This is a genomic window from Rosistilla carotiformis (assembly GCF_007753095.1).
GTDB classification, from domain to species: Bacteria; Planctomycetota; Planctomycetia; order Pirellulales; family Pirellulaceae; genus Rosistilla; species Rosistilla carotiformis.
In genome coordinates this window covers 5,604,045-5,630,104 of sequence record NZ_CP036348.1, presented here as the reverse complement: position 1 = coordinate 5,630,104, position 26,060 = coordinate 5,604,045, and the positions used below count along the sequence as shown (strand labels likewise).

Genomic DNA, 26,060 nt, shown 5'->3' with positions numbered 1-26,060 from the left:
AGCCACGCCGCCGGATGCCAGCTGCATCAAGAACCAACGCTAATAATCATCGCGTTGCCGCGGTGGTTATTGAACCTCCAACAGCAGACTCTCCGAATGACTGTTGAACTCCGGTGCGTACATGCACTGGATGTTGGCGAATCCCGATTGATACCTGCCTCGCAATTGAACGCGCGTCGAATATTCGAAGACGTACGTTCCCTTGGGCAGGTAATCGATGAAGAAGTGACTGGCCGTGTCGCGAGTCGATTCGTAGTAGGCCAGTCCATCTTGGTACTTGTACCGCGATAGCACATTGACCGGTTCGGTGCCGCTGCCACGCTGATCCTTCAGATGCAGATACTCCATGTCGCGATCGGTCTTCAAAACGATCCGGACGACCAATTCATCGCCGACCGCAATCGGCCCGTCGACAGGTTTCAGAACCGGTCCATCTTTGGTCGTCTCTTTCACGAACAGCTGCTTGGTTAGCGTCAGCGGCGTTCCATCGTGAGGCGTGACCTTGGCGATCTCCTCCATGTATTGCCACGTCACGCTTCCCCAAGCGACCCCTTGGTCGACCTTGGTGACCGTGATCTTTCCTTGCTGCGGCGTCACTTCCGCTCCCGAAAACCGCTGCTCGTAAAAGCCGGTTCCCGCTTCGACATCTTTCGGCTCGACCGCCTCGCCCCCCAGCTCCACGCGGACCAATTCGCTGGACGCCAACAGGTCGGTGCCTCGCAACAGCAACGCATAGACGGCGTCAGTTGTCGCTTTGGTCGTCTTCCAGTCCTGCGTCTGCTTTTGCTTCAGCAGCCAAACTTTGCAGTCTTCGACGGCCGCCGCATCGTCCATCACTTCGTCAAACGCTTCGATCATCATCGCCTGCGTTTCGATCGGAGCTCGGTACCACCACCACGATTCTTCGGTGTCGCGCCAGAACATTCCTAGCTCGGGATCGCTCACCGATCGCTCTTTGATCGACGCCATGATGCCGACGGGCGTCTTCAAATCGCCAAACCGTTTTAGCGCCACGGCCAGATGCGCTTGCGATTGGCGGTTGTTCAATTTCAACCAATACTGCTTGGCTTGTTGCAACCAATACAGAACAGCGGTTCGATGTTCTGGGGCGACAGGTTGGTCTTCCAAGAAGAAGCTGCGGCCATACAGATACAGCGCGATCGTCGCGGTCAGATGATTTTCGTCACGGTTGCTTTCCGCGATATCGGTGTACTGCTTGGTAACCCACGCATCCAATCGCGTCAGCGACTTCACCGCCGCCGCGGTATCAACGTCGACGCCCAGGTGACGCATTCGGCCGAATCCGGTGGTGATGTAAAGCGTGATGTAATCGTTGGCCGGACCGCCGGGGAACCAAGGCCACGCGCCGTCGGCGAGTTGTTGATCGGCCAGCTTCTTCAGCAGGCGAGCGGTCTCGTCGTTCAAGCGGTTGTCGTCGAACAAGATCCCCACGTTGCGGCGAGCTTCCGATTCGGATTCCGCTTGTCGCAGCCAAGGGGTCTCTTCGATCATCACGGCCTTAAGATCTTCGTTCTTCATCAACGGACTCTCCAGCGCCGGAGTTCCCCGCCATTGTTCGAAGACGCGATGGATCTTCGGATCGCTGCCGGCGATGTGCCGCGCCAGTGCGTTGGCATACAGTCGACTGAACGTCTGCTCGCTGCACTGGTGCGGGTATTCCATCAGATACGGCAGCGCCATCACAGCGTACCACGACGGGTTGGAAACCATTTGAACGTCCAACGATTGATGCCGCAGCGAATCGGAGTCGCCCGATTTCAGCAGCTTTTCAAAATCGAACTCCACTGTTTGTGGACCGCGAATCGGCAGCGTTTGCGATTCGGTCACCAGCACACGTTGCGACAAGACGGGCAGATACCCTTCTTCTCCGTCGGACAATCGTCCCGTCGAACCAACCGCTTTGTAGGTCAAGAACCCGATTCCGTCGGGAATCTGGATTCGCCAAGCCAACGACTTCGATTGCCCCGCGGCGATCTCAAACGCTTGGTCGCGTTGATCGTTGCCGATCGCCGCGTCGACGCTGTCGCCGGTTCGCGCTTCGGCAAAGCTCAAGCGCACCGTACCGGTCTGACGCGTTGGCGATTGGTTGCTGACTTTGACAGTGAATTCCAACACGTCCCCTTCGCGAACAAATCGCGGCGGATTGGGTTGAACCATCAAGTCCTTTGCCGTCACCACGGTATCGGTTAACAGCCCCGATCGCAGTTCGTTGTCGTGAGCGAATCCCATGAACCGCCACTTCGTTAATGCCTCGGGCATCGTGAACTCCATCCGCACCGTGCCGTCGTCGCCAGCGATCAGATGCGGAAAGAAGAAGGCGGTTTCGTTGAGGTTCTTCCGCGCCGAAACGTTTTCCAGATCGAGATCGGCCGCTGGCGGCTGCTCGTCGGCGGGTGCCCCTTCGGCAACGGGAGCACTCGCGACCTGCGCGTTGGAATCCTTTGCCATTCCCTTGGCCATCGCCATCGGCGCTGGAGCGGCAGCGGCAAACGAATCGGCTTCCATCATCCCGAGGCCACCAGCAATGCCTCCGCCTCTTCGACTACGGAACTGAACATTGCCTCGCATGCCGTAGATCGCGTTGATGATCTCGCCGGGGAACGAGCGGTAGATGAGCGACGCGTCGCGGGCATCGACGTTCCAATTGAAGAGCAGACCTTGCAGCTGCTTTTGTTGGTTTTCAAATTGCGAATAAACGTTGCTGCGGTTGTGCCGGAAGACATGGAATCCATCGGCCCAATGGTGCGGCAGATAAGCATCCAACGACGCGTCGTACATCCCCGCGACCATCTCGGCGGCGGCTCGCTTTGCATCGGGAGCGTCGATCACCGCGGTCCAAGTTTGCTTTTGCGCCGGTTCCAGTTTGGAGACAAAGTGCTCCCAACGAACCGCCAGTTGTTTGTTGGTCCAAGGGACCTCGATCTGCCGCGATTCGAGATAGGCTCGGTTTTCGCGAACCATCGTCGTTCGCAGCGACAGCCCGCCGCGCATCGCTTCTTCGATCGGTTGTTTGATCTGAACCTGAGTCACCCCGGGGGCGGTCCAGAAACTCTGCAACAATTCGCCTCGATGTTCGATCTCGACGAACGCGCGAGCGGTGTCGTATCCGCTTCCCCAGACGCCCTCGAAATCGCTGCCGGGTTGGACCGACCATGCAGCGGAAGCCAACAGGTTGGGGATCTTGATCGACAATTGCTTTGCATCGGGATCGACCACCTGGATCGGCAGCAACGCGGTCACCGCCTTGCCGAATCGATCTTTCGTTTCGAAGATCGCTCGATAGATTCCAGCTTTCAACTGGACCGAAGCTTCCGCTTGCCCGCTGGCTTCGATCTGAATCGCTTGTTCCAACGCGACCTCCCCAAGTGCCCATGAGTTGGGATTGACGGGATCGGGTTTCGGAGCGTCTGCCAAATCGATTGGCCTTCCCGCGCGGTGGTGCATCGGTCGCGGTTGGTTCGACAATCTGCCGCGGGCTGGTTCGTCGGGCTGCTGCAACGCGTAAACCTTCAACACCCCTTCGGCAGCGATCGCTTCGCCGTCGAGCGTTGTGGTGCTGAGTTGGATTTTTGTCGGTGTGTTGGTCGTCTGCCAATCGTCGCTCGAAACCGTCGCTCGCAAGGCGACAAAGCCGACGTTCACTTGGCGGCTGCCCGAACGCGTTTCGCCCGTCGTGTCGACGACATCGGCGTAGATCGTGAACTGGAATGAGGCTTCGCTTTCGGGCGAGACCGACGGATCGGGACGGGCGTCGAAGCGGATGTCAAAGCTGCCGTCGGCGGCGGTTGTCGTCGTGCCATGAGCGATCTCCTGCCCGGCATCGGGAACTTGCGGGATCCACCAACAACGCCACGACCACCAGATCGGATAGCGGACTTCGCGGACGACGCGCCAGCGAACCTCGGCAGCATCGATCGCTGCACCGGTATACGCCTTAGCCGATCCCTGCAGATTGACTTCACCGCCAAGCCGAGCGGCTTTCTTGGGAGCTTCCAGCGAAACCAGGAACTTTGGCCGCTTGTACTCTTCGACCGTGACTTGCGTTGCCCCATTCGGTTCGCCTGCCACTTGGATCGACATCCTCCCCATCAAACGATCGCGTGGCGCGTTGAAGCTGCCGCTGAAACTTCCGTAATCGTTGGTGCGATGATTCTGCCGCTGGATCTCTTTTCCATTGACGTCGTTGAAGACCACGGTCAATTCGCGACCGGCAATCGTTGCATAATCGTCCTGCTGTTGGTCGACTCGCAAACAGATCCCCTTGTATTGGATCGTCTGGCCGGGGCGGTAGATCGATCGGTCGGTGAAGAACCGTGTCTGTTCATCGGGTCGAGGTTGTCGGTTGTTCTGGTAGCTGTCGACGTTGTGTATCGAAGAGAGTGCGTTGTCGCCATCGACGACGTGAAAGACCATTCCTCGCAGTCGTTGGCCACGGAATTCAAACCGCCCGTTTTCATCGGTCTTCGTCGACGGAAGCGGTTGGCGGCGGTTGCCATTGTTCGTTCGCTGCCACGCTCGCACGTTGGCATTGGCCAGCGGATCGCCGCTGCGGGCGTCCAAGACAAAGCCGTCGACGAATCCATCGCCGTTGTGATTTCGCAATACGAGAGCCAGATCGCTAACCCAAATCTCCGTGAACGACACTTGGTTGTCGGTGCGGACAAATTCGGGATGGTGGCTGGCGATCAGATAATAAGCTCCCGGTTTCAAATCGTCGGGCGTCGGTAATTCTTCGACGCGTTCTTGGTAATCGGTTGTCGCTGGCAGATCGGCATCCCAAGCGGTAACCGGCGCGCGTGCCAGCAGTTCCTGTTGCTGGCGTTGATCCAGTTGTTCGGGATTCCAGCGGTCGGATTGGACAAAGGCATCGAAATCAAACGGAACCAATCGGAAGTAAATCTTGGTGACGTTGCGGTATTGAACGTCGATCGTCGGCAGTGGTTCGTTCCAGACGCGTTCGGTCGAAACCTGCGCCGAACGGGCTTCGATCTGCTGGATCAAGTTGAAACAGAGCGCTCCGCCAACGCTCTTGGGAAAATTCTCCAGCCCTTCGCTGGCGATCTTGTGGGCCTCGACCAACTCACCCTCGTCGCGAAGCGTTTGCGCCAGTTGCGCGTTGCCTCGAGCAGAGATCTCGTGCCCGGCGGTCGCTTCGATGAATCGTTTCAGCGACGCCTTAAATCGCGAACTCTTCTCTTCGCCAAACGCCTTGTTATTGCCAAACACCAAACGGGACAGATCGGCATCGTAAAACGCCGACTTGTCATCATCGTCTTGATGGAAGACCAACAGATCTTGGTACAGCGTGATCGCCCGCAACGTGGGCGATTGTGCGTCGTCGGTCGGCGGTTCCCAAGCGATAAAGTCGGCGGCGGATGCGAAGATCGGGCTGTCGGCTTGCAGATCAAAAGCGTCCTGCGAACGAGCACCTGCTTGTTCGCCCGCGGCATAAAAATCAATCGCGTCGAATACCAGGAAATCGTAAAGCGTCGGGCGGTAGGCGTCCGGTGCGTTCCCCTTGTTCAATAACGCATCGTATTGATCGATCGGCGTCTTTTGCAGCGCTTCGGGATTGGCGAGGGCCAGCTGGAAATGCTTGTCGATTTCAGCCAGGATCTGCGGCAACGCCCAGGTGGTAAAGTCGTCGCTGGGGGAGGTGGCGGTCTCGGTCCGCTGCATGAAACGCCAGCGATTCTGCTGGAAATATTGCCAGTACCAATTCGCCAGGATCGCCTGCATCACAGGCCGCATCGGCTCGGGAGCCTTCTCGATCTCGGCGGTCATCCGAGTGACTTTTTCCTCGGGCTTATCCCCTTGGATTGCCCCTTCCAAAGCAATCCGTTGGCTGATCGCTTTCACAGCTTCGGCGTACGCCTTGTCTTTCAACGCGCCATCGATAATCGGCTGCAACGCCTCGATTGCCGTCTTGGGCAAACCTTTGTTCATCGCGTCTTCGACAGCCTTCCATTGAGTGTCTCGAGGTCCCACCGCCGATGCGACCGCAAATGCGATCAGCATGGAAAGGCAGGGGGCGATTAGCCGTAAATGAGTCAAGAGTCTGATCCTTCCTACGTGTTGAATAGCTTCGGTGCAGCGCACGGAACGTGAAATCATAGGCATGGACGACAAATCGGACCAATGCGCACCCAAGAAAGTCGACGAATTTCGAAATCGATTCGTCTCCCCCACAGAAGGAGCGTTCCCGACGATCTCCGCTACGGCCTCGTTTAACCGCGGCGGCAACGCCCCACGCGGTCATGAGGTTCGCCGCGCGGCCCGGTGGGCACGCGGTTAAACGATTTGCAGTTGCAGCGGATTCGACGCATCCCGCAGGGATGTGAGACAGTAGCCGGAGGTCGCCGCGCAGCGGCGTACCTCCGGTATGCGCTTACGCGTTTTCGCTCCACGATCGTTCGAATCTTTCGATCGATGTCGCTTTGCCGGTCTCTGGATCGATGTCGATCACCGCGCCGCATAAGCGGACGTCTTTGCTGGCGACATGGAAGAAGGTGGGGGTGAAGGTGAGGGTCGTCTGCATCACCGGGTCGATCTCACGGCCGATGATACTCTCGTACGCACCACTCATCCCCACGTCGCACATGAACGCGGTGCCGCCGGGCAGGATGCGAGCGTCCGCGGTGGGGACATGCGTGTGCGTGCCAAGAGCTGCGCTGACGCGGCCATCGAGATAGCGACCGAGCAGTTGTTTGTCGCTGGTCGCTTCGGCGTGCAGGTCGACAAATCGGACTTTCACGTTCTCGGGAATCTCCGCCAACACGCGATCCACAGCGGCGAAGGGGCAGTCGACGGGACGCATGTAGACGCGGCCCATCAGCGAGACGATGGCGACTTGAATTCCCGACGCCGTCTCCACGAGAGCGAAGGTTTTGCCGGGGGCTGTGGCGGGGTAGTTGGCCGGTTTGACGATCCGCGAATCTTTCTCAAGCACCGGAATGATTTCGCGTTTGCGATAGATGTGGTCTCCCATCGTAAACGCATCGATTCCGTTTGCCGCCAACTTTTGGAATTGCTTAACGGTTAGCCCCGATCCGTCAGCGGAATTTTCCGCGTTAACGATCACCAAATCGGTCTGCAATTCGTCGCGTAGACCTGGCACCATCGCAACACAAGCCTGCACGCCAGGCTTGCCGACGATGTCTCCTAAAAACAATAAACGCAAGGAAAGATCCTTCTTAAATCAATAATGCCGGTCGTGGTCTGCGGCGCGGCGATCTAGTCGCCGCCGCCGATGTCTTGCATCAGACCGTCGTGCATCAACTGCGTTTCGGCCGATTCGTGCTTCTGTAACTTATCGGCAAACCGATCGAACGCGATAGGAATAATGGTGGTCAAGGCGGCCAAATCGCGAACACTCAACAATTGTTCCGCTCTTTCGGCGATCGACGCGATCTCCATGTACAGGTCGCGATGCTGTTGCAGCAATTCATTGGACCGACGGGCAAACGTCGGGCAACAGAACGCGGGGTCATCGAAGTAACCGTAAGCTTCTTCAACCGAGAACTGAAACGCCAGCTTGTCGCGAAGATCGGACAATCGGCCAATAAACTCGAAACACTTTCCTTCCAGCGAGATCGGCAGGGAACACATCTCCTGCAACGCATGCAGCCCGTCCCAAAGTTCTTGATGCAAATCCTTCACGTCGGCCAAAAATGCCGGATTGATGGTGACAGTCTTTGCTTTGTTAGAAACGCTCATACTAGAAGCTCCTGCGATCGAGAAAAGAATGGTGTCGGGCTACACTTCGAAGATCCTGTGTCCACTGAATATCGCGACCCTACGCTCGGTCGCTGTCCATTTGAAGTCTAGCGAATATTCGGCAGCGATGCGAAGCAATTTCGCTCGCGAAGGGACGCAAAAAGTCGAACCAAAGCGGCTCAGACGACGCACCGTACAACTCCTCAAACCGTTGCAAATGAATCCTAATGGCAAAGAAAAAGCCCGCACTAGTCAGATCGACCGTGCGGGCAGCAATTAATGGTTTCGGAGTGCTTTCCAGCGAATTGAACGAAGGGTTCCGTCCCCGCCGCTATTTGATATCAATCCGCTCGATGTCGGTGAATTTTCCGATCGACATGTTCGCTCCACCAACCAGTATTAGCGAACGATCCCCCAGCGGAAGCATGACGTGAAAGAAGCGCCCTGGATCACACTTGCCGACGATCTCCCACTGCGTGCCGTCGCTGCGGAGCCGTTGGATCGTGCCGTCGATCGCGGTCACATACAGCTGGCCCGCCTGCGAATAGGCCGCGTTGCCAAATCCGGTCATCGGTTTGCCGATCAGTTGTGGCCCCTCGGTCCAGGTGTCGGTTTTGGGATCGTAGATGTCGGTTCGCGTGCTCGGTTTTCCCTCGTGCCCCATGCCGCCGATCACGTAGATCTTTCCGTCGTGTGCACTGACGCTGACAGCTCGGCGTTGAAACGGTGGAGTGGCAATCGGTTGCCAAGTCGCCGGAGACTTGCTGAGATCCATTTTCCAGGCGGTCTGATGCCAGACGTTCTCTTCGGCATCTCCCATCGCCCATCCGCTAGCGACGTAAACGACGTCACCCAAGATCGCTGCGCCGAGCGACGATCGCGGCTCGGGCAACGGCGCCAAATCGGTCCACTGGTTGGTCGCCGTATCGAACTGGCTGACCGTCGATTGCGATTGCAGATCGTGATCCTCCCCTTCGGCATTCATCGCAGTGAAGCCACCGACGCGGATCAGTTTGTCACCGTGAGCGACCAGTCCCAAACCTTGCATTCGCGGTCCGGCGGGCAATTTTTTCCACTCGCTTGGTTGTTCTAGATCCAACGCCCACAACCGGTTCGATTGCTCGGCCGTCGAATACGAGTGGGCCGATCCGGTGTGGCCACCGTAGACGTACAGCTTGCCGCCGGCGATCGCTCCGCCAAAACTCGTCAGCTCCTCAGGCAGGTCGGCCATCTTGGTTGGACTTACCGAAACCTGATCCTTCGCCGCCGGAGCCGCTTGTTTTTCCAGCTGCCATGGAAAGGCAACCGTCAGATAGTGGGCGGCCCCTTCGAAGGCTTCGTCTTTCCATTTGCCCGTCTCCTGTTTGTCGGTGAAGCCAACGCGCAAAGCGTTGTATCCCGACTCCAGTTGCTTTGCGGTAAAGACAACCGCTCCTTGATCGTCGGTCGTCGCCGAACCCTCTTCATCTCCGTCGTCGCAATAAAGTTTTACGTCGACCTCGGGCAACGGCTTGCCTTTAAAAGTGACCGCGACGCGGATCCCGTCTTCCTGGGGAATCAGGCTGGCGGCGAGATCGATTCCGGCGGGAGCAGTTTTCGCCCACTTGGCAGGATCGGTGTCGAGCAATTGTTGTGTGTAGTAGACCAGCTTGCTGCCACGCATCAGGCCGTAGGTTTGAGAACCGACGATGCTGCCGCTGGCGGGAACCGCCGCTTCGGCTCGCAGACCGATCAGATCGTCGTTGTCGATCGGCTGCATCGACAACGCGGTTCGCTTGCCGTCGGCATCCAGATGCGCCAGCGGATATTCGGCGAGCGATTCGGGCAGGTGGTACTGGCGGTCGGTGACATCTTCACCGAAGTAGAGGATCGGATGTCGATCGTCGTCGATCGCAAGCCAAGGAAAGTGGGCCGTCGCTTGGCTGCTCATCATCACAAGCAAAGCGAAACTCAATTGAAGCAAACGCGAGAGGTTGATGTTCATTCTCTTCTCTTTCTTCCACGGTAGAGAGGTTATCGGTTGATGCGTGCGGGTCGACGCGGCGTCGCCCAAAGTGGCGTCGCGACGGGGATTGTCGCGGCGGTTTACTTGCACACCAGAGGGAATCTGTGCCGGCTCCTCCATTGGAGACCGGAATCGGACCGAGCGTGGCTGGCTAGGGAGCAGAGCCCGTCAGGCGAGGGGGCTCGTATCTATCGCTTGCTGCGTCGTCGGATAGCCAAACGCTATTGAGAATCAGTTTCAATTGAATATACTGAGCGTCTGATTTGCGATCAAGGATTGCTCGCGAACATTTTGAAATTAGCGCAACACAAGCACCGCACGGTGGTTACGACGATGACAAACGATCCCGCCCCGCAAGAGGATGCCGCCGCCAAAGATCCCGATCTGGCGGCGGCTGCTTTGAATCTTCCCAAAGTGATTCAATTCAACGATCTGCCCCGCTGTGGCGATGAGGTTTGGATCACCAGTGATGGGCAACTGTATCGGCTGCGAAAGACCCGCCAAGGAAAACTGATCTTAACGAAATGATCCGTTCCTCCCGCACCAACCGGCCCTCTGCGGTCTGGATTTTTCCGTTCGTGGTGGCAGTCGAACGATCGAGCGATTAGCTTATTATCCGTTCCCATGCGCGCTTGATTCGCGGCCGAATCGCGCGATCCTTCCGGAACTGAATTTCTGCTTCCTTGAGACCGCCCCCAATGCCTTCGATCAACCTCTCAATCGCACTTCCCCGTCTGCTCCTTTCCCTCGGTTTGAGCCTGTCGCTGATTGCGACCACCACAGCTCAAGATGCCGCCGACAAGCCAGCGGCAGCGGCCACCGAAGCGAAGGAAAAAACAGAAGCGTCCAAACCGCCGGCCGAAGCTGCGGAAAAGGAATCCAAACCGGCGGATTCGAAGCCAGCCGAAGCGAAGCCTCAAGAAAAACCGGAAGCGAAACCGGAAGACAAGCCCGAGGCGAAGCAGGAGAAGAAGGCTGACGAAAAGCCAGCCAAGCCGAAGAAGGAAGCTGAGCCGGCCAAGCCTGCGGCGGAGGAACCCAAAGCCGAAGCGAAGCCCGAACCGAAAAAGATCACGTCGTTGGGCTACAGCAGCACACCCTTTATTCGCGGCCAACGCTGGAAGGTTCACGACATGAACCGCCCCCGCCCGCGAGCGATCGTGCCTGGGAACGCGTCGACTTATGACAAGCCAGGCACCGCGCCAAGCGACGCGATCGTGCTGTTCGATGGCAACAATCTCGACAACTGGGGCCAGCTGTTGCCCGAAGATCCCGGTTCGATCTATCAACCTCTTTGGTCGGTCGCTGACGGTGCGGTGACCGTCGTTCCCGAAACCGGTCACCTGCGCACGCTCGATACGTTTGCCGATTGCCAGCTGCACATCGAATGGGCGTCGCCCGAAGAGGTTCAAGGAGCCAGCCAAGAACGTGGCGACAGCGGCGTGTTGTTGATGGGCAAATACGAAGTACAGATCCTCGATTCGTTCAACAATCGCACCTTTGCCGATGGACAAGCGGGCGCGATCTTTGGCCAGCACCCACCGATGGTCAACGCCTCGCGCCCCAGCGGCCAATGGCAGGTCTACGATATCGTCTTCGAAGCACCGACCTTCAAAGATGGCAAACTGGAATCACCCGCTTATCTGACGGTGATCCATAACGGCATCCTGTTGCACCACCGCCGCGAACTGGTCGGAAGCGTGAAAGATAAAGAGCTGCAGCCATACAGCGAAGATCAACCGGCCGGGCCGATCTTGTTGCAGAACCACGGCACTCCCGTCCGCTATCGCAACATCTGGATTCGTCCACTGAACTGATCGGCGTCGACGCCGCGAAGAACCTCTGCGGTCATCGCCACGACGGATGACCGATCACTCCCTTCCGCCGCTGTTCCTCGTCGAAGACGCGTTGCGGCACGATCCGGCGGAAATCTTTGGCATCGCCGCGGATCCCGGCGTTGATCAACAGCAGGCCCAGACGGACGCTGTCCTTAGGAATCAACGGCAGCTCGGCAACGCCCTGGCCCAGCGAACCGATCCGGCCGCGAATGAAGATCATCGCGTCCATCATCGCTTCGCCAAGATTCATCCCCGCGTCGCCGCCGATCACCAGCGTTCCGTGCAGGGCTCCGTGAGCCGCGTTGTGGCCGACGTCGCCCCGGACAAAGACCTCGCCGCCACGCAGTGCCGCAGCGCATCCGTCCCCCGCGTTCCCGTAAACGGCTAGCGTTCCGCCGGTCATCGCCACACCGACGCCAACGCCCGCATTCCCGTGAACGCGAACCGCCCCGGAGACCATGCTCTCGCCCAAACCGTCGCCCACCGAGCCTCTTACCCGGACATGAGCCAAGCGATTGAACGCCAACGCGTAATCCCCCAGCGTTCCGCGGACATCGATCCGCCACGGTTTGTCTAACCCCATCAATAGATTGTCGCCACCACGGGCACGGCGGAGTTCGATCGATGGCGTGTCGTGATCGATCGTTTCGGGCATTTCGACAGCACGCAACCGCTCGAGAACCTCGCCGGCGTCCAATTCAGAAATGTCGATCGTCGCCAACGATTCGCTCTTTGCCTCATCCGACACGACTGAATTCCTTTGAAGAGTTTGATTGCTCACCTATTGTTGCGGATCGGCAACCACAAGGGTATCCCAACTGCAAAGCCCCGCCGAATCCAATCGACAAGGAAAAATCCGCTTTTTGTGTTGGGGCGAACTCGTTCCGTTTAAAGCTGCACTACCGGAGTGCAAGCTGGCGATCACGGAACAAGTGCAGTAGATTGGAGCACTCCAAAGGCCGATGTGGATCGGTCCGTCCAAACTTTCCTGCCAAAGATCCCATGCCAGAATCCATCGCAACCACTGCGAGTCTCGTCGGGCGATTGCGTGCTCGCGACTCCGATGCTTGGTCGCGGTTTTCGGTGATCTATTGCCCACTGGTCTATCGTTGGGCTCGGCAGGCTGGGTTGCAATCGTCCGACACCGATGATGTCGTCCAGGAAGTCTTCCGCGGCGTGACGTCCACGATCGACAGCTATCGAAATCAAAGCGTTTCGGGGAGTTTTCGACGATGGCTGTGGGGGATCACGCGACATAAGCTCGCCGATCATTTTCACGCCGCTGCCGCGCATCCGCCGGCGGTTGGAGGGTCCGATGCGAATCAGCGGCTTCAAGAGTTGCCTAATAAACCGCCTGAGGAGATCCGCGACGATGGTTCCTACGATGCCGAGGCGTGGATCTTGCGTCGAGCTCTTGGATTGCTTGAATCCGATTTCGAGGAACGAACTTGGCGCGCGTTCTGGAGGACTGCAATCGACAATTGTTCAGCCGCAGAGGCAGGCGAAGAATTAGACATGAGTTCGAAAGCCGTTCGTCAGGCCAAGTATCGCGTGTTGCATCGACTCCGATCGGAACTTCAAGACCAAGTCGACTGGTAGAATCCTGCCGTTGCGCCCTCCGTTCGCGCGGAAGCTTGTTTCTTACGGAATCGCGTGGCGCTTTGGCGAACAGCTTGTAGAGGTTAATTTTTTGGCCTCGTAGATTTCTCTACAAACTTTTGGGGTATCGGATGCGTTTAACAGACTGCCCGCCAAACGAAGCGTTGGCTGCCTACGTTTCCGGTGCGCTCGAAGAAGAATCCGTCCAGTCGGTTTCCGAACACGTCGAAGTCTGCCCGTCCTGCGAAGAAGCTGTATGCAACCTTGAATCCAGCTCCGACAGGCTCCTGGAGAAACTCCGGCTTCCCCTTCCGCAGGATCCCTTCGCGGAAGAGGAGGGCTGTGATCGCGCGATCGAATTAGTCAAAGAGATTGGCCTGGAGCCGACATTTATTGGCGAAGATGCCACGGTCGCCGGGTCCAATCCCGGCGACGCATCGAATGGGAAGAAGGCTCCGCCGCCAGAAATCGTAGGGATGCTTGGACAATATGAATTGATCAAGAAGTTGGGGCAGGGGGGCATGGGGGCGGTTTACAAAGCCAAACACACGCGGCTGCGGCGCATCGTCGCCTTGAAGGTGCTGCCCGCGAATCTGTTGCAGGATGAAGCTGCCATCGCCCGCTTTGATCGTGAGATGCAGGCAGTCGGAGCGTTGGACCACCCCAACATCATCCGCGCCAGCGACGCTGGCGAGATCGATGGCACACATTACCTGGTGATGGAGCTGATCAAGGGAGACGATCTTGCGGTCGTCGCGCGCCGTCGCGGCCGATTGCCGGTCGCGGACGCTTGCGAAGTGATCCGGCAAGCCGCTGTTGGACTGCAGCATGCGATGGAAAATGGCCTGGTCCATCGCGACATCAAACCAGCCAACTTGATGCTCAGCCAAAAAGGACAGGTCAAAATTCTGGACATGGGGTTGGCATTGCTCGAAACTCCTTTCGGTGACGACGACGGATTGACCTCGACCGGGCAGATCATGGGCACCGTCGACTACATGGCACCCGAGCAAGTCACCAACAGCCACAACGTCGACATCCGTGGCGACATCTACGCGTTGGGCTGTACGATCGATCGGTTGCTCAGCGGCGTGGCGCCGTTCCAGGATGGGAAGTACGACAACGTTATCTTCAAGGCGATGGCTCACGTCGATACACCACCGCTACCGCTGGGCGAGCGGCGAGCCGGCTTGCCTGCGGAGTTGCTCGCAATCGTTGACAGGACGTTGGGCAAGAAACCAGCCGACCGTTTTCAAACACCGACGGAACAATCATCGACGCTGCGCGAATTCCACACAGTGAATCGTCACGACGAACGATAGGAAAACTGATCCGCCGCATCACTGGACGTAACTACGCGAACCGGGACATCAAAAGACGCTTCTCCGCAACTTTTTGGTTATTAATAACGTTTTGGTGGCCCCTTCCAAGGCTCTCTTGCGCATGACGTGATGGAAAGCCCCAGGAACACGCATTGTCGTCGTGGATCTTGTCAAAAATCCGGCCGCGCGGAGATCGTTGGCAAGATCAATGATCCTGGGTAACCGAGCTTCAACCGCAAGAGAAACGTAAAACAAGATGGCTAAAGACGGTTCCTGGCAGACGTGGGGCAAGCGATTGATGGTGTTGCCGCCGATCGTTTTGGCCGTCGTGGTTTTCATGTGGCTGGCCAAGCATCCGCCGTCACTGTCCAAGCATGCCGAGGAGGAAAGCGCTCGGATGCTGAACACCATTGTGGTACCGCGATTGGATGTTCGTCCCATCGTCAGCGGTTACGGGACTGCGAAATACGCTCGATCGTGGCGAGCAGTGGCTCAGGTTCAAGGCCGGATCAAAAAGATTAATCCAGACCTTCGGGCAGGAGCGCGAATCCGAGCGGGGAAAGTGTTGCTGGAAATCGACGATTCCGATTACGTCTCGCGCGTGAGCGAATTGGACGCAGCGATGGACCAGCAAAGAGCGGAGATCGAACAACTCGAACAGACAATTTTAAACGGCAAGAAAAAGCTCGAGCTCCAAAACGAAACCTTACTAATCTTAAGGCGAGAATTTGAACGCGAGGAAGAGCTGCAGGCACGGCAAGCCGGCTCGAGTGCTTCGATCGACTTGAAACATCGCGAACTGTTGGCTCAATCAGAAGCCATGCAGGATCTTGAAAACAGTTTGGCGTTGGTGCCTTCGCAGATTAAAGCCTTGGAGGCGGCCATGAGTCAGTCAGAGGCCCAGAAAGTTCAGGCACTGCGCGATATCGAAAGAGCCAAGATTGCAACACCATTCGATATGCGTGTAGGAGAGGTGCAGTTGGAAGTTGGCCAATTTGTCAGCGTTGGCGAAGCGTTGTTTACTGGTTACAGCGGTGCGGACATGGAGGTCGAGGTTCAGTTGCCGCTGCAGGACATTCACCGATTGCTTGTTTCTGAAGTCGGTGAGAAGGGACTGCGTGAAAGCCTGACTCCGGAAACGTTCAAGGAGATGTTTCAATTCGAGGCCTTGATCCAAGTCGTCGGAACCGATTTCACACAATCGTATCCTGGAGAATTTTTGCAAGTGCGAGAAGTGGTGGACGCTCAAACCAAAATGGTCGGCTTCGTGGTCGGCGTGACGAATTTGCCACCGTCCGAACAAAAACGACCGCAACCACCATTGCTAGAAGGAGCGTTTTGCGACGTCGATGTTTTGGGGAAAATTCTGTCCGACCAAGTCGTGATTCCAAGACGAGCGATTCGCAACGGATCCGTTTTCCTGGTCGATGACAAAAACCGTTTAGCCAAAGCGGATGTTGATGTGACCTTCACTCAAGAAGATTACGCCGTGGTCGGGTCTGGATTAGAGGGGGGCGAGACGTTGGTGATCGCAAACCCTTCGCCCGCGATTATAGGCATGTTGGTCGAACCGATCGCTGCGGATGACGAACTGGAAAAACTGACCGATTCGGTTCACGTCGGCGACAAACTTTATCAGCAGGCCGAGACAGAGTTATCGCAGACCAGTTCGTGAGCGCTGCAAACCATAGTTGCCGAGGGCACGAGCCCCATACTGCGAGACTCGTCGCTTCGTCCACTTCCGCGGCTCCCAATACGATTCAACTTCCCAAAACCGATATGGACCCGTCTCCGTGCTAGAGAAATTCGTTAACCATAAGGTGTTGGCCAACGTGCTGATGCTGTCCCTCATCGGACTGGGAATCTACGCCATCCCGCGACTGCAGAAGGAAACCTTTCCGCGGTTCGACAGCTCAGAAATCCAGGTTCGGATGACGTACAGGGGCGCGTCAGCTGAAGACGTAGAACAAGGAATTTGTTTGCCGATCGAGGATGCGATCGACGGAATCCAGAACGTTAAAAAGGTTACCTGCACGGCGCAAGAGGGTTCGGCGACGGTCGTGGTTGAGATCGATGAAGGAGCTGACATCGCGACGGCGCTCAGCGATATCGAAACCGAAGTCGACGCGATCACGGACTTTCCCGCGGGAGCAGAAGACCTGATCGTCACCGAGCTGAATCGCAGCGATCGGGTGCTCACGATCGCCGTCACTGGCCCCATGGATGAAGACTCGCTGAAAGATTATTGCGAAGGCTTCAAACAAAAACTTAAACGCTTGCCCGGTGTTTCGCTGGTCGAGATCGAGGGGTTTTCGGATCGGCAACTTCGTATTGAATTGGATGCCGCCGCGCTGCGTCGTTTGGGACTGTCCGCCCAAGCCGTTTCGCAAGCCGTCCGCAGTCAAAACTTGGATGTCCCGGTAGGCACGATCGAATCGGAACACGAAGACCTGTTGTTGCGGATGGTCGAACAAAAACAAACTCCGCAGGAAATCGAAGACATCGTCATCAGCGGAGTGACCGGTCGTGCGGAAGTAAAAATCGGCGACATCGGACGCGTCGTGGATCGGTTTGCCGACGCCGAGCAAATGTCTTGGATCGATGGGAAGCGGGCGGGCATCATTCAAGTCAACAAGACTCGGTCGCAGGACACCACCAAAATCGCTGAAGTGGTTCGTGACTTTGTCGTCAAAGAACAACAGCGGCATCCTCAGTTACAGATCTCCATCACGAGTGATGGAGCCGAATTGATCATGAGCCGGCTGACGCTGTTGGCCAAAAACGCTTGGCAGGGCGTGGTGCTGGTCTTCTTGGTGATGTGGTTGTTTTTCAATTTCCGACTTTCGTTCTGGGTTGTAATGAGCCTGCCGGTGTCGTTCATGGGCGCGTTCTTTGTACTGCCGTTGGTGGGGCAGAGCCTGAACATGATGTCGTCCGTGGCGATTCTGATGGCGACCGGAATCTTGATGGACGACGGGATCGTGATCGCCGAAAACATTGCTCGCCACGTTTCGATGGGCAAGAAATCGATGCAGGCCGCCGTCGATGGTGTTCGTGAAGTCGCCATTGGCGTGATCTCATCATTCCTGACCACCTGCAGTGTGCTGTGTCCGCTGTTTGTACTCGAAGGGCACATGGGCAAGGTATTGCGAGTGATCCCGATGGTGCTGCTGACGACATTGATCGTCAGTCTGGTCGAAGCGTTCTTGATACTTCCCAGTCACCTCGGCCACTCGCTGGCCCATCATGAAAGCGACGCGCCGCGAGGGCTGCGGAGAAAGATTGATGGCGGAGTGGATTGGGTTCGCGAGAGTCTGTTCGGAAGTCTGATCGATTTCGCAATTCGTTGGCGTTACTTGACCGTGGGTATGTCGATCGCCGCGTTCATTCTGTCGATCGCGATGGTCACAGGCGGGTTGGTGAATTTCAGGCCATTCCCTGTCTTGGAAGGGGACAGGGTGGAGGCTCGGATCTTGATGCCTCAGGGAACGCCGCTTGCCGAAACCACCGCGATCGTGCGGCACATCAACGAGGCCGCCGCTCGCACCAACGAGCGGTTTCCGGATCAGCCGGGGGGTGCCGAATTGGTGGAGTCGGTAATGTCGATGTTCAATGAGAACACGGACGCTGGCGAAGCGGGACCTCATGTCGCAACGGTCTCGATCAAAATGTTGGCACCCGATGAAAGAACTACTTCGACCGACGATTTCACTCGCGCGTTGCGAGAAGAAGTCGGCCGAATCCCCAACGCTATTTCTGTCTCCATCGCCGAAGCCACTCCAGGACCGGCGGGACGCGCCGTCGAAGTGCTCTTCAAAAGCGACGACTTGGAAACCGCTCATGCGGCCGCGATGGAAAGTCAAAAGTGGCTGTCGCAATACGACGGCGTGCATAACTTCAACATTGATTTAAGGCCAGGAAAACAAGAGATTCGTTTGCACCTGAAGCCAGACGCCGTCGCGCTCGGTTTGAACGTCGAGGCGATGTCGAGCCAATTGAGTACGGCGTTCCAGGGAGCCAAGATCAGCGACATTCAAGCCGGTGTCGATCAATACGAGATCAACGTGCAGCTGGATGCCGAAAGCCGGAACACGCTCGAATCGTTCTTGGACTTCGAGTTCATTCTTCCCGGCGGCGTGCAGGTTCCATTGCAATCGGTTGCGAATTTGGAAACGACCTACGGTTGGTCCAAAATCTCACGTGTGGACGGATGGCGGACGGTGACGTTGATCGCTGACACGTACACGCAGGTGGTGAACACGACGAATTTGATGCGAGAGTATAAGTCGGAGTTCATGCCCAAGCTGGCCGAAAGGTACGACGGCTTGCAGGTTTCGTTGGGCGGGGAAGCGGAACGGTCCAGCGAAACCGGTTCATCGATGGCTTCTCTATTCCTGATGGGGCTGTTCGGGATCTATGCGATCTTGTGTTTTCAATTCGAGAGCTGGCTGGAACCGTTGATCGTGATGGCAGCGATCCCGATGTCCTTGATCGGCGTGATCTTTGGACACATGGGCATGGGCGTCGACATTTGCATGCCCAGTCTGATCGGGTTCGTGTCGCTGGCGGGTATTGTTGTCAACGACTCGATTCTGTTGGTGATGTTTTTGAAAAAAGAACGCGTCGAAGGAAAGCCCAACGTCGACTCAGCCCGCAGTGCAAGTCGGTTGCGATTCCGCGCGATCATGTTGACCAGCATGACGACGATGGTCGGACTGTTACCTCTCACGTTAGAAAGAAGCACGCAGGCACAAGTGCTGATTCCCACCGCAATCTCGATCGTCTTTGGTCTGTTGACGTCCACGGTCTTGGTGCTGGTTGTCATCCCATGTGCCTACGTCATTATGTGTGACCTAAGACTGGTCCGGTCCGAGGACAACGAATCCGCGGTAGCTCATTGAAATCCGCCCCACCTTTCACCCAGAATCAGCACTCAGGCCATTGAGAGGAAGAGGTGACGTGGGAATAGCTTCGATCTTTGGTTCATGGATCGATCCGACCCATTCTTTTTGGGGCGGACGTGTCGAACATCGGCAGCAAGTGAATTCTTTGGCCGTGAGGCTGCAGGGATTCATAGTGCATCGCCGCTATAGAATGGCGCCGTCCTTTCGCCGTGAAAATTGGGAATGGCTGCCGAAACAGACAGCAAACTCCCAGCAGCGGGAACTTTCACAGCCATCTCTCCGTAGGTTGAATCCAATTCCATCAACCTCGAGGGTGAATACGACGCAGCAGTTCCCGCAAGTTCAAACACTGAATAGCCCTGGCCAAACCGACAAACGAATTCGCCCGGCCGCTGCAAAACGGTTACAATAAAGCTCCTTCCCACCTTTACGAAAGCCAGCCGCTCGATAGGGGTTCACCCGACTGCCGGTTTTCGCCTGCCTCCCTCTCCGCACTGGTATCGAGATGCAAGCTTCCAAGCTCTTGCTGGCGCTGACGTTTGTCGCACTGTGCGGCCAACCTGCGGCTGCCGTCGATTATCTGACCGACATCAAACCGATGTTGGAAACCAAATGCTACTCCTGCCACGGAGCGCTGAAACAGGAAGCCGATCTGCGGCTGGAAACGCGGGCGTTGATGCTGGAAAGCGATTCGATCGTTCCCGGCAATGCGGCGGAAAGCCTGCTTTTTGAACGCGTCTGTTCGACCGACGACGACCGCATGCCGCCTCCCGAAGATGGAGCGGCTCTGAAACCGGCTGAGCTTGAGCTGCTGAAAGCTTGGATCGATGCCGGGGCGGTTGCACCGGACGAACCGCCGCCGGCCGCGCCCGATCAACATTGGTCGTTCTTGACCGTCGAGAAGCCGCCGATTCCCAAAATCTCCGATTCCGCATCAGACAGCGCAATCGCGAATCCAATCGACAGCTTCCTGCAAGTCCGTCGCGAGGCGTTGCAGCTGCAGGTTCAACCGCCGGCCGACCGTCCGCTGGCGCTGCGCCGATTGTATTTGGACCTTATCGGTTTGCCGCCGACGAGCGAACAGCTGCGCGATGCGCGGCCCTGGGATCAGATCGTCGACGAACTATTGGCTAGCCCCGAACACGCGCAACGTTGGGCCCGGCACTGGATGGACATCTGGCGTTACAGCGATTGGTACGGGCTGGGAGCTCAGCTGCGTAACAGCCAAAAGCATATCTGGCACTGGCGCGACTGGATCGTTGAATCGCTGCAGGCCGACAAGGGCTACGATCAGATGGTGATGGAGATGTTGGCCGGGGACGAACTGGCCCCGAGCGATCCCGACGTCCTCCGCGCCACCGGATTCCTGGCTCGCAACTATTATCTGTTCAATCGCACGACCTGGCTCGACAGCACGATCGAACACACCGGCAAAGCCTTCTTGGGACTGACGCTCAATTGTGCCAAGTGCCACGACCACAAATACGATCCGATCACGCATGTCGATTATTACCGGATGCGAGCGATCTTCGAACCACATCAAGTGCGGCTGGATCCCGTCCCCGGCGAAACCAACTTTGAAAAGGACGGCCTGCCGCGCGTCTTCGACGATCACCTGCAAGCCGAAACGTTCTTGCACTTGCGAGGCGACCCGACCAAGCCCGATCCCGATACCGAGATCACACCCGGCGTGCCAGCGTTGTTGGCCAGTTTTGCGCCACCGGTCGCGCCCGTCGACCTGCCAGCCTGGGCTTACGCGCCCGGTTCCCGCGACTATGTAGCTCGCGATCAGCTAGCAGAAGCGAAGCAGCGGGTTGTCGCCGCCGAATCCGAATTGCAGGCCGCTGAACAGAAAGCAGCTCAATTGCCCAAGACTCCCGAAACGACGAGCGCGGCGGACGACGAAGCCGAATTTGCGGCGATCGAAGAGTCGTTCGATGCGCTCGATCCCAAGCGATGGGAACTTGTCGGCGAAGGCTGGCGATTTGAAGAGGGGAAGCTGTTGCAGACGATCAGCGGCCGCGACAGCCACTTCCTGCATTTGCAGACGCCGCACCCGCGCGACTTTGATCTGACTTGCCAATACACGACCACCGGCGGCGACACCTACAAATCGGTGATGTTCCGATTCGATGATTCAGCGGACGGCCAGTTCAATAATTATGTCTACAGCAGCGCTCACGAACCGGCTCCGAAAATCCAAGTCGCTTACGCACGGCAGGGTAAGAGCAACTATCCCGGCGCGGGGCGAGTGTCGCGGCAGATCGCTGTCGGCAAAGAATACAAGCTGCGAATCGCCGTTCGCGATACGTTGATCAACGTCTGGCTGGACGATAAATTCCTGTTGGCGACTCATCTGCCCGAGCGGCGAGAGTCCGGCCGGTTTTCGATCTCGGGATTTGATGCCACGCTGGCGCTGAATCACCTGACCCTGGCACCGCTAGCGGCCGACGCAAAGCTTCAAGCGGCGAAGGGGAAGGCCCCCGCAACGCCTGCCACGATCAAGCAGGCTGTCGAAATCGCCGCCGCGAAATTGCAGGCCGCTCGCGCTGCCGAAGCTTCGCTGACCGCAACGATCGCCGCCGATCAACTGCGATTCGCCGAGGATGCCGACGAAGCCGCCACGACCGCTGCTGCATCGCTTGCCGCGCTGCGTCAGGCGGAAAGCTTGCAAGCCGCTGCGGAATACGAACTGCTGCTCGCCGGCGAGGACGGGAATAAGCGCAAAGCCGCGGAAGCGAAGCGAGCGAAGGCGGAGAAACAGCGACTGGCGGCCGAAGCTGGCAAGGGAAAATACAAATCGGTCCGGGCCTCCAAGAAAGCGTTAGAGACTCCCGAGCACAACGATTCGTATTACGGGGCAACCTACCCTTCGCAAAGCACCGGCCGGCGGCTGGCGCTTGCTCGCTGGATCACCGATCGCAAGAATCCGTTAACCGCGCGGGTGGCGGTCAACCATCTCTGGGCTCGGCATTTCGGGACGCCGCTGGTCGAATCGGTCTTCGATTTTGGTCTGCGTGCGAAACCGCCGGAGCATCTCGCGCTGCTCGATTACCTGGCGGCTGAACTGATGGAATCTGGCTGGAGCATGCGGCATCTGCATCGCATGATGGTGACGTCGCAGACTTACCAATTGTCGGCGTCGACAGTCGATGCCGATGCGACGACGCTGGCGGCGGATCCGACCAACGCCTTCTATTGGCGGATGAACACGCGGCGGATGCAATCGCAAACCGTTCGCGACAGCTTGCTGCATCTGGCGGGCGAATTGGACCTGACCGCGGGCGGGCCGTCGGTCGATCCGGGTCCGAAGAGTCGACGTCGCAGCCTGTATTTCAAACACTCGCGCGACCAGCAAGACAAATTCCTATCGATGTTCGACGATGCCGATCTGCTGCAATGTTATCTCCGCAACGAGAGCATCGTGCCGCAGCAGGCGTTGGCGATGGCCAACAGCGAATTGTCGCTGACGATGTCCGAAAAGATCGCTCAACGGATTGGTGATGCGACCTCCGATCCTTCGCTCGCCAGCTTCATCGATCAAGCGTTCCTGACGCTGCTGGCGCGGTTGCCGGCCGATCCGGAGCGACAAGCGTGCGCCGATTTCTGTCGCCAATTGGTCGATCGATCAACGCTCGAATCCGCGGCGGAGCGCGATGCCCGTGCGCGACAGCGATTGATCCACGCGCTGCTGAACCACAACGATTACATTTCGATTCGGTGAGAAAAATGGCTGCCAACAAATCGCAATTCGATTCACAAATGAACGATCCACACAACCGTCGCCGCTTTCTGTCGGGAGCCGGCTTGGGACTCGGGTCGATCGCCCTGTCGTCGATGCTGGCCGACGAACAGCGAGCCAACGCGGCGGGGCTGCATCTGCCCAATGGCCGGCCGCACTTCGCGCCCAAAGCAAAAAACGTGATCTGGTTGTTCATGCGTGGCGGGGTCAGCCACATGGAGAGCTTCGATCCCAAGCCGATGTTGAACAAGTTTGCCGGCAAGTCGATCGATGAAACGCCATTCTCCAGCGTCAACGATCCCGAATTGCTGAAGCGGGTGCGGGTCGTGGTCGTCAACGATGCCAATGGTCAGCAGCGGAAGCAACTCTATCCACTGCAGATCGGTTACAAGGCGTACGGTCAGAGCGGGATCGAGGTCAGCGATTGGTTTCCGCACATCGGTTCGTGCATCGACGACATCGCGGTCGTCCGTTCGATGTGGACGACCGACGACAATCATGGCGCTCAGGTTCAATTCCATTCCGGCCGCCACATGCTCGATCCGCGCGTGCCGACGATTGGGGCCTGGATCAATTATGGTTTGGGCACGTTGAACCAGAACCTGCCGCAATTCATCAGCATGGGGCCGCGGTTCTTCGACCGCCGCGATGGGCATTATCTGGGGCCGGCCTACGATGCTGTCGAATTGAAAGTCGACCCGAGCAATCCGCTCGACTACGCCTCGCCGCAACGAGCGGTGACGCCGACGGAGCAGCAGATGGGGTTTGATCTCGTCAGCCAGTTAAATCGGCTGAGCGATTCTCGATACCCACGCGACGCGGCGATGGAAGCGCGAACCAAGTCGTATGAACTGGCGTTCCGGATGCAGACCGCGGTTCCCGATGTGATTCGGTTCGACCAGGAGACGCAAGCGACCAAGAACCTGTACGGCTTGGACCAACCCGAGACGCGGGCCTTTGGCGAGCAACTGCTTGCCGCGCGGCGGTTCAGCGAACAGGGCGTCCGATTTATTCAGATCATGCACGGCGGCGGAGCGGCGGGGGCGTGGGATCAGCATTCGAATCTGAAGGCGAAGCACAGCCAGCTGTCGATGCAGGTCGATCGGCCGATCGCGGGACTGTTGAAGGATCTGAAGCAACGCGGAATGCTAGATGAAACGCTGGTGGTGTTTGCCACCGAATTCGGCCGCACTCCCGGTTCGCAAGGGAGCGACGGACGCGATCATCATCCCTACGGCTTCAGCGTTTGGATGGCAGGGGGCGGAATCAAGGGAGGCGTTGCCCACGGGGCGACCGATGAGATCGGATTCCATGCGACCGAAAACCCGCACTACGTGACCGACATCCACGCCACGATCATGCACCAATTGGGCTTGGATTCGCACCGCATGGAAGTCGCCGGGCACAAGCGGCTGGAGCAAGACTTTGGCCACGTGATTCACGACATCTTGGCGTAACGCGGGCGACGTTTGGCGAGCCTAGACCGGAAACGATTTGCCTTCGAGTTTTTCGACCGCTTCGCGAATCGCGTCGGGAACGGGGACCGGTTTCTGTTGAGCGAAGTTGTAGAGCACGACGTCGCAAGACGCCTGAGCCGCCGGGACGCCGGTCGCTTCATCGACGATCAAACATTCCAGCGACACGCTGCCGATCGAAACGCGACAGACGCGGACGCCAACGGCCACGTCGCCGGGAAAGTTCAACTGGCGAAGATACTTGCACTGGACCGAAGCGACGATCGCTCCGGTGCCGCTGTCGCGCGAGACGACTTCGACGCCAACACGCTCGCCGTAGAGGCAGCGAACGTGTTCGAACCACTTCATATAGACCACATTGTTGACATGCCCATAGGCATCCAAATCGCCCCACTGGATCGGAATCCGGACGACGATGGGAAAGTCTTGTAACGCTGTCGGTCGTTGAAATTCGGTGGAGCTCAATCGTCTACTCTTCTTCCCGCGGCATCGGTTCGCCACATTGGTTGCAGTATCGCGCGTCGGATGGTTGATCATCGCGACCGCAGCGTTGGCATGTTTTCAGTTCGTCATCGTCATTTTCATCGGCGAGGGCTCGATTCCCCAATCGGTCGCGAGCATGCGCGGTCTCGCTGAGTCGAGCAGTGACGAAACCTGTCGGCACGATGATCAAACTGTAGCCCAACAAGATCAGGATCGCACTGATAATCTTGCCGGCGGTCGTCTTGGGAACAACGTCGCCATACCCGACCGTGGTCATCGTCACGATCGCCCAATACATCGACTGTGGGATCGAATCGAAACTGGAACTGGGGGCGCGATTGTTCAAGTGGTCGTCGAAGTTTTCGACTTGGTACATCAACGTTCCGCTGAGCGTGACGGCGATCACGACGGTGAACAGAAAGACGACGATCTTGCCGCGCGAGTCCCAGATGCTGCGGTATAGGACGTCCGCTTCGCTCATCAAACGCAGCAGCTTCAGAACCCGAAAGACCCGCAGCAATCGGATCGATCGGACCATCGCAACCGAAGCGAAATGGCTGCCCGCCAGATAGAAGATGTAGGTCGGCAGGATCGAACAGAGATCGATCAGCCCCCAAAAGCTGAACATGTAGCGTTGCGGTTTGCGAACGCAACTCAAGCGGACCAGATACTCGGCGGTGAACAGGATCGTGAACGACCACTCCAACGCCTGGAAGTACCACGAGTATCGATCGGCCACGCTGCTGACCGTTTCCATGCTGACAACGGCCACGCTGACCAGAATCGCGATCAACAGCCCGATATCGAACAGCTTGCCCGTCGGCGTGTCCGATTCGAAGATGATGATGTAGAGTTCGCGTCGCCAGCCCGACGCCGGGCATTGCAAACGGCGTTCTTGGCGAGTGAAATGATCGTGAACGTTCATGCAGGCCAAAGCTTCTTCGGTTCGGCGCCT

15 protein-coding genes are annotated in these 26,060 nt (G+C 57.6%); 8 read left to right on the top strand and 7 right to left on the bottom strand.

Going from position 1 to position 26,060, the window contains the following annotated elements; translation table 11 throughout:
- Positions 1–66 precede the first annotated feature (66 nt).
- From Poly24_RS20360 to Poly24_RS20345, 4 genes are all read right to left on the bottom strand, one after another.
- On the bottom strand, positions 67–6,039 hold the full coding sequence (locus Poly24_RS20360) for an alpha-2-macroglobulin family protein (RefSeq protein ID WP_231753252.1): 5,973 nt from the start codon (positions 6,037–6,039) through the stop codon (positions 67–69).
- Between the two features lie 370 nt (positions 6,040–6,409).
- The gene (locus tag Poly24_RS20355; RefSeq protein WP_145099869.1) at positions 6,410–7,201 is read right to left on the bottom strand and encodes a TIGR00282 family metallophosphoesterase; all 792 of its coding nucleotides are present in this window, start codon (positions 7,199–7,201) and stop codon (positions 6,410–6,412) included.
- A 53-nt stretch (positions 7,202–7,254) separates the two neighbouring features.
- A complete protein-coding gene (locus tag Poly24_RS20350) occupies positions 7,255–7,737 on the bottom strand; it encodes a hypothetical protein (protein WP_145099866.1) in 483 nt (160 codons plus the stop codon).
- Positions 7,738–8,068: 331 nt separating this feature from the next.
- Positions 8,069–9,721 carry a kelch repeat-containing protein gene (locus Poly24_RS20345; RefSeq protein WP_197452053.1) on the bottom strand — a complete coding sequence of 551 codons (1,653 nt, stop codon included), beginning with the start codon at positions 9,719–9,721 and terminating at the stop codon, positions 8,069–8,071.
- A 354-nt stretch (positions 9,722–10,075) separates the two neighbouring features.
- Between Poly24_RS20345 and hemP the strand changes: the two genes are divergently transcribed.
- Together hemP and Poly24_RS20335 are read left to right on the top strand one after the other, a co-directional pair.
- Positions 10,076–10,270, top strand: coding sequence for a hemin uptake protein HemP (gene hemP, locus Poly24_RS20340; RefSeq protein ID WP_145099861.1), 195 nt, complete (start codon positions 10,076–10,078; stop codon positions 10,268–10,270).
- Between the two features lie 170 nt (positions 10,271–10,440).
- Positions 10,441–11,559 carry a family 16 glycoside hydrolase gene (locus Poly24_RS20335; RefSeq protein ID WP_145099858.1) on the top strand — a complete coding sequence of 373 codons (1,119 nt, stop codon included), beginning with the start codon at positions 10,441–10,443 and terminating at the stop codon, positions 11,557–11,559.
- Positions 11,560–11,590: 31 nt separating this feature from the next.
- Here the strand turns inward: Poly24_RS20335 and Poly24_RS27495 are convergent, their stop codons facing one another.
- Positions 11,591–12,328: a tributyrin esterase gene (locus tag Poly24_RS27495; RefSeq protein WP_231753251.1), complete on the bottom strand. Its 738-nt coding sequence runs from the start codon at positions 12,326–12,328 to the stop codon at positions 11,591–11,593.
- A gap of 254 nt (positions 12,329–12,582) precedes the next feature.
- Between Poly24_RS27495 and Poly24_RS27165 the strand changes: the two genes are divergently transcribed.
- The 6 genes from Poly24_RS27165 to Poly24_RS20300 all read left to right on the top strand — a co-directional run bounded on the left by Poly24_RS27165 (position 12,583) and on the right by Poly24_RS20300 (position 24,604).
- A complete protein-coding gene (locus tag Poly24_RS27165) occupies positions 12,583–13,179 on the top strand; it encodes an RNA polymerase sigma factor (RefSeq protein WP_197452052.1) in 597 nt (198 codons plus the stop codon).
- Between the two features lie 131 nt (positions 13,180–13,310).
- Complete coding sequence (locus tag Poly24_RS20320; protein ID WP_145099849.1) at positions 13,311–14,501, top strand: serine/threonine-protein kinase; 1,191 nt, start codon at positions 13,311–13,313, stop codon at positions 14,499–14,501.
- A gap of 256 nt (positions 14,502–14,757) precedes the next feature.
- A complete protein-coding gene (locus Poly24_RS20315) occupies positions 14,758–16,176 on the top strand; it encodes an efflux RND transporter periplasmic adaptor subunit (RefSeq protein WP_145099846.1) in 1,419 nt (472 codons plus the stop codon).
- Positions 16,177–16,294: 118 nt separating this feature from the next.
- Positions 16,295–19,402, top strand: a complete 3,108-nt coding sequence (locus tag Poly24_RS20310; RefSeq protein ID WP_145099843.1) for an efflux RND transporter permease subunit — start codon at positions 16,295–16,297, stop codon at positions 19,400–19,402.
- A gap of 508 nt (positions 19,403–19,910) precedes the next feature.
- Positions 19,911–23,129 carry a PSD1 and planctomycete cytochrome C domain-containing protein gene (locus tag Poly24_RS20305; RefSeq protein WP_145099840.1) on the top strand — a complete coding sequence of 1,073 codons (3,219 nt, stop codon included), beginning with the start codon at positions 19,911–19,913 and terminating at the stop codon, positions 23,127–23,129.
- 38 nt (positions 23,130–23,167) lie between these two features.
- Positions 23,168–24,604, top strand: coding sequence for a DUF1501 domain-containing protein (locus tag Poly24_RS20300; protein ID WP_145099838.1), 1,437 nt, complete (start codon positions 23,168–23,170; stop codon positions 24,602–24,604).
- 21 nt (positions 24,605–24,625) lie between these two features.
- Here Poly24_RS20300 and Poly24_RS20295 read toward each other — a convergent pair whose 3' ends face one another.
- Both Poly24_RS20295 and Poly24_RS20290 read right to left on the bottom strand, forming a co-directional pair.
- Positions 24,626–25,087, bottom strand: a complete 462-nt coding sequence (locus Poly24_RS20295) for an acyl-CoA thioesterase (protein WP_197452051.1) — start codon at positions 25,085–25,087, stop codon at positions 24,626–24,628.
- Between the two features lie 4 nt (positions 25,088–25,091).
- On the bottom strand, positions 25,092–26,030 hold the full coding sequence (locus Poly24_RS20290; protein WP_145099833.1) for an ion transporter: 939 nt from the start codon (positions 26,028–26,030) through the stop codon (positions 25,092–25,094).
- Positions 26,031–26,060: the final 30 nt, after the last annotated feature.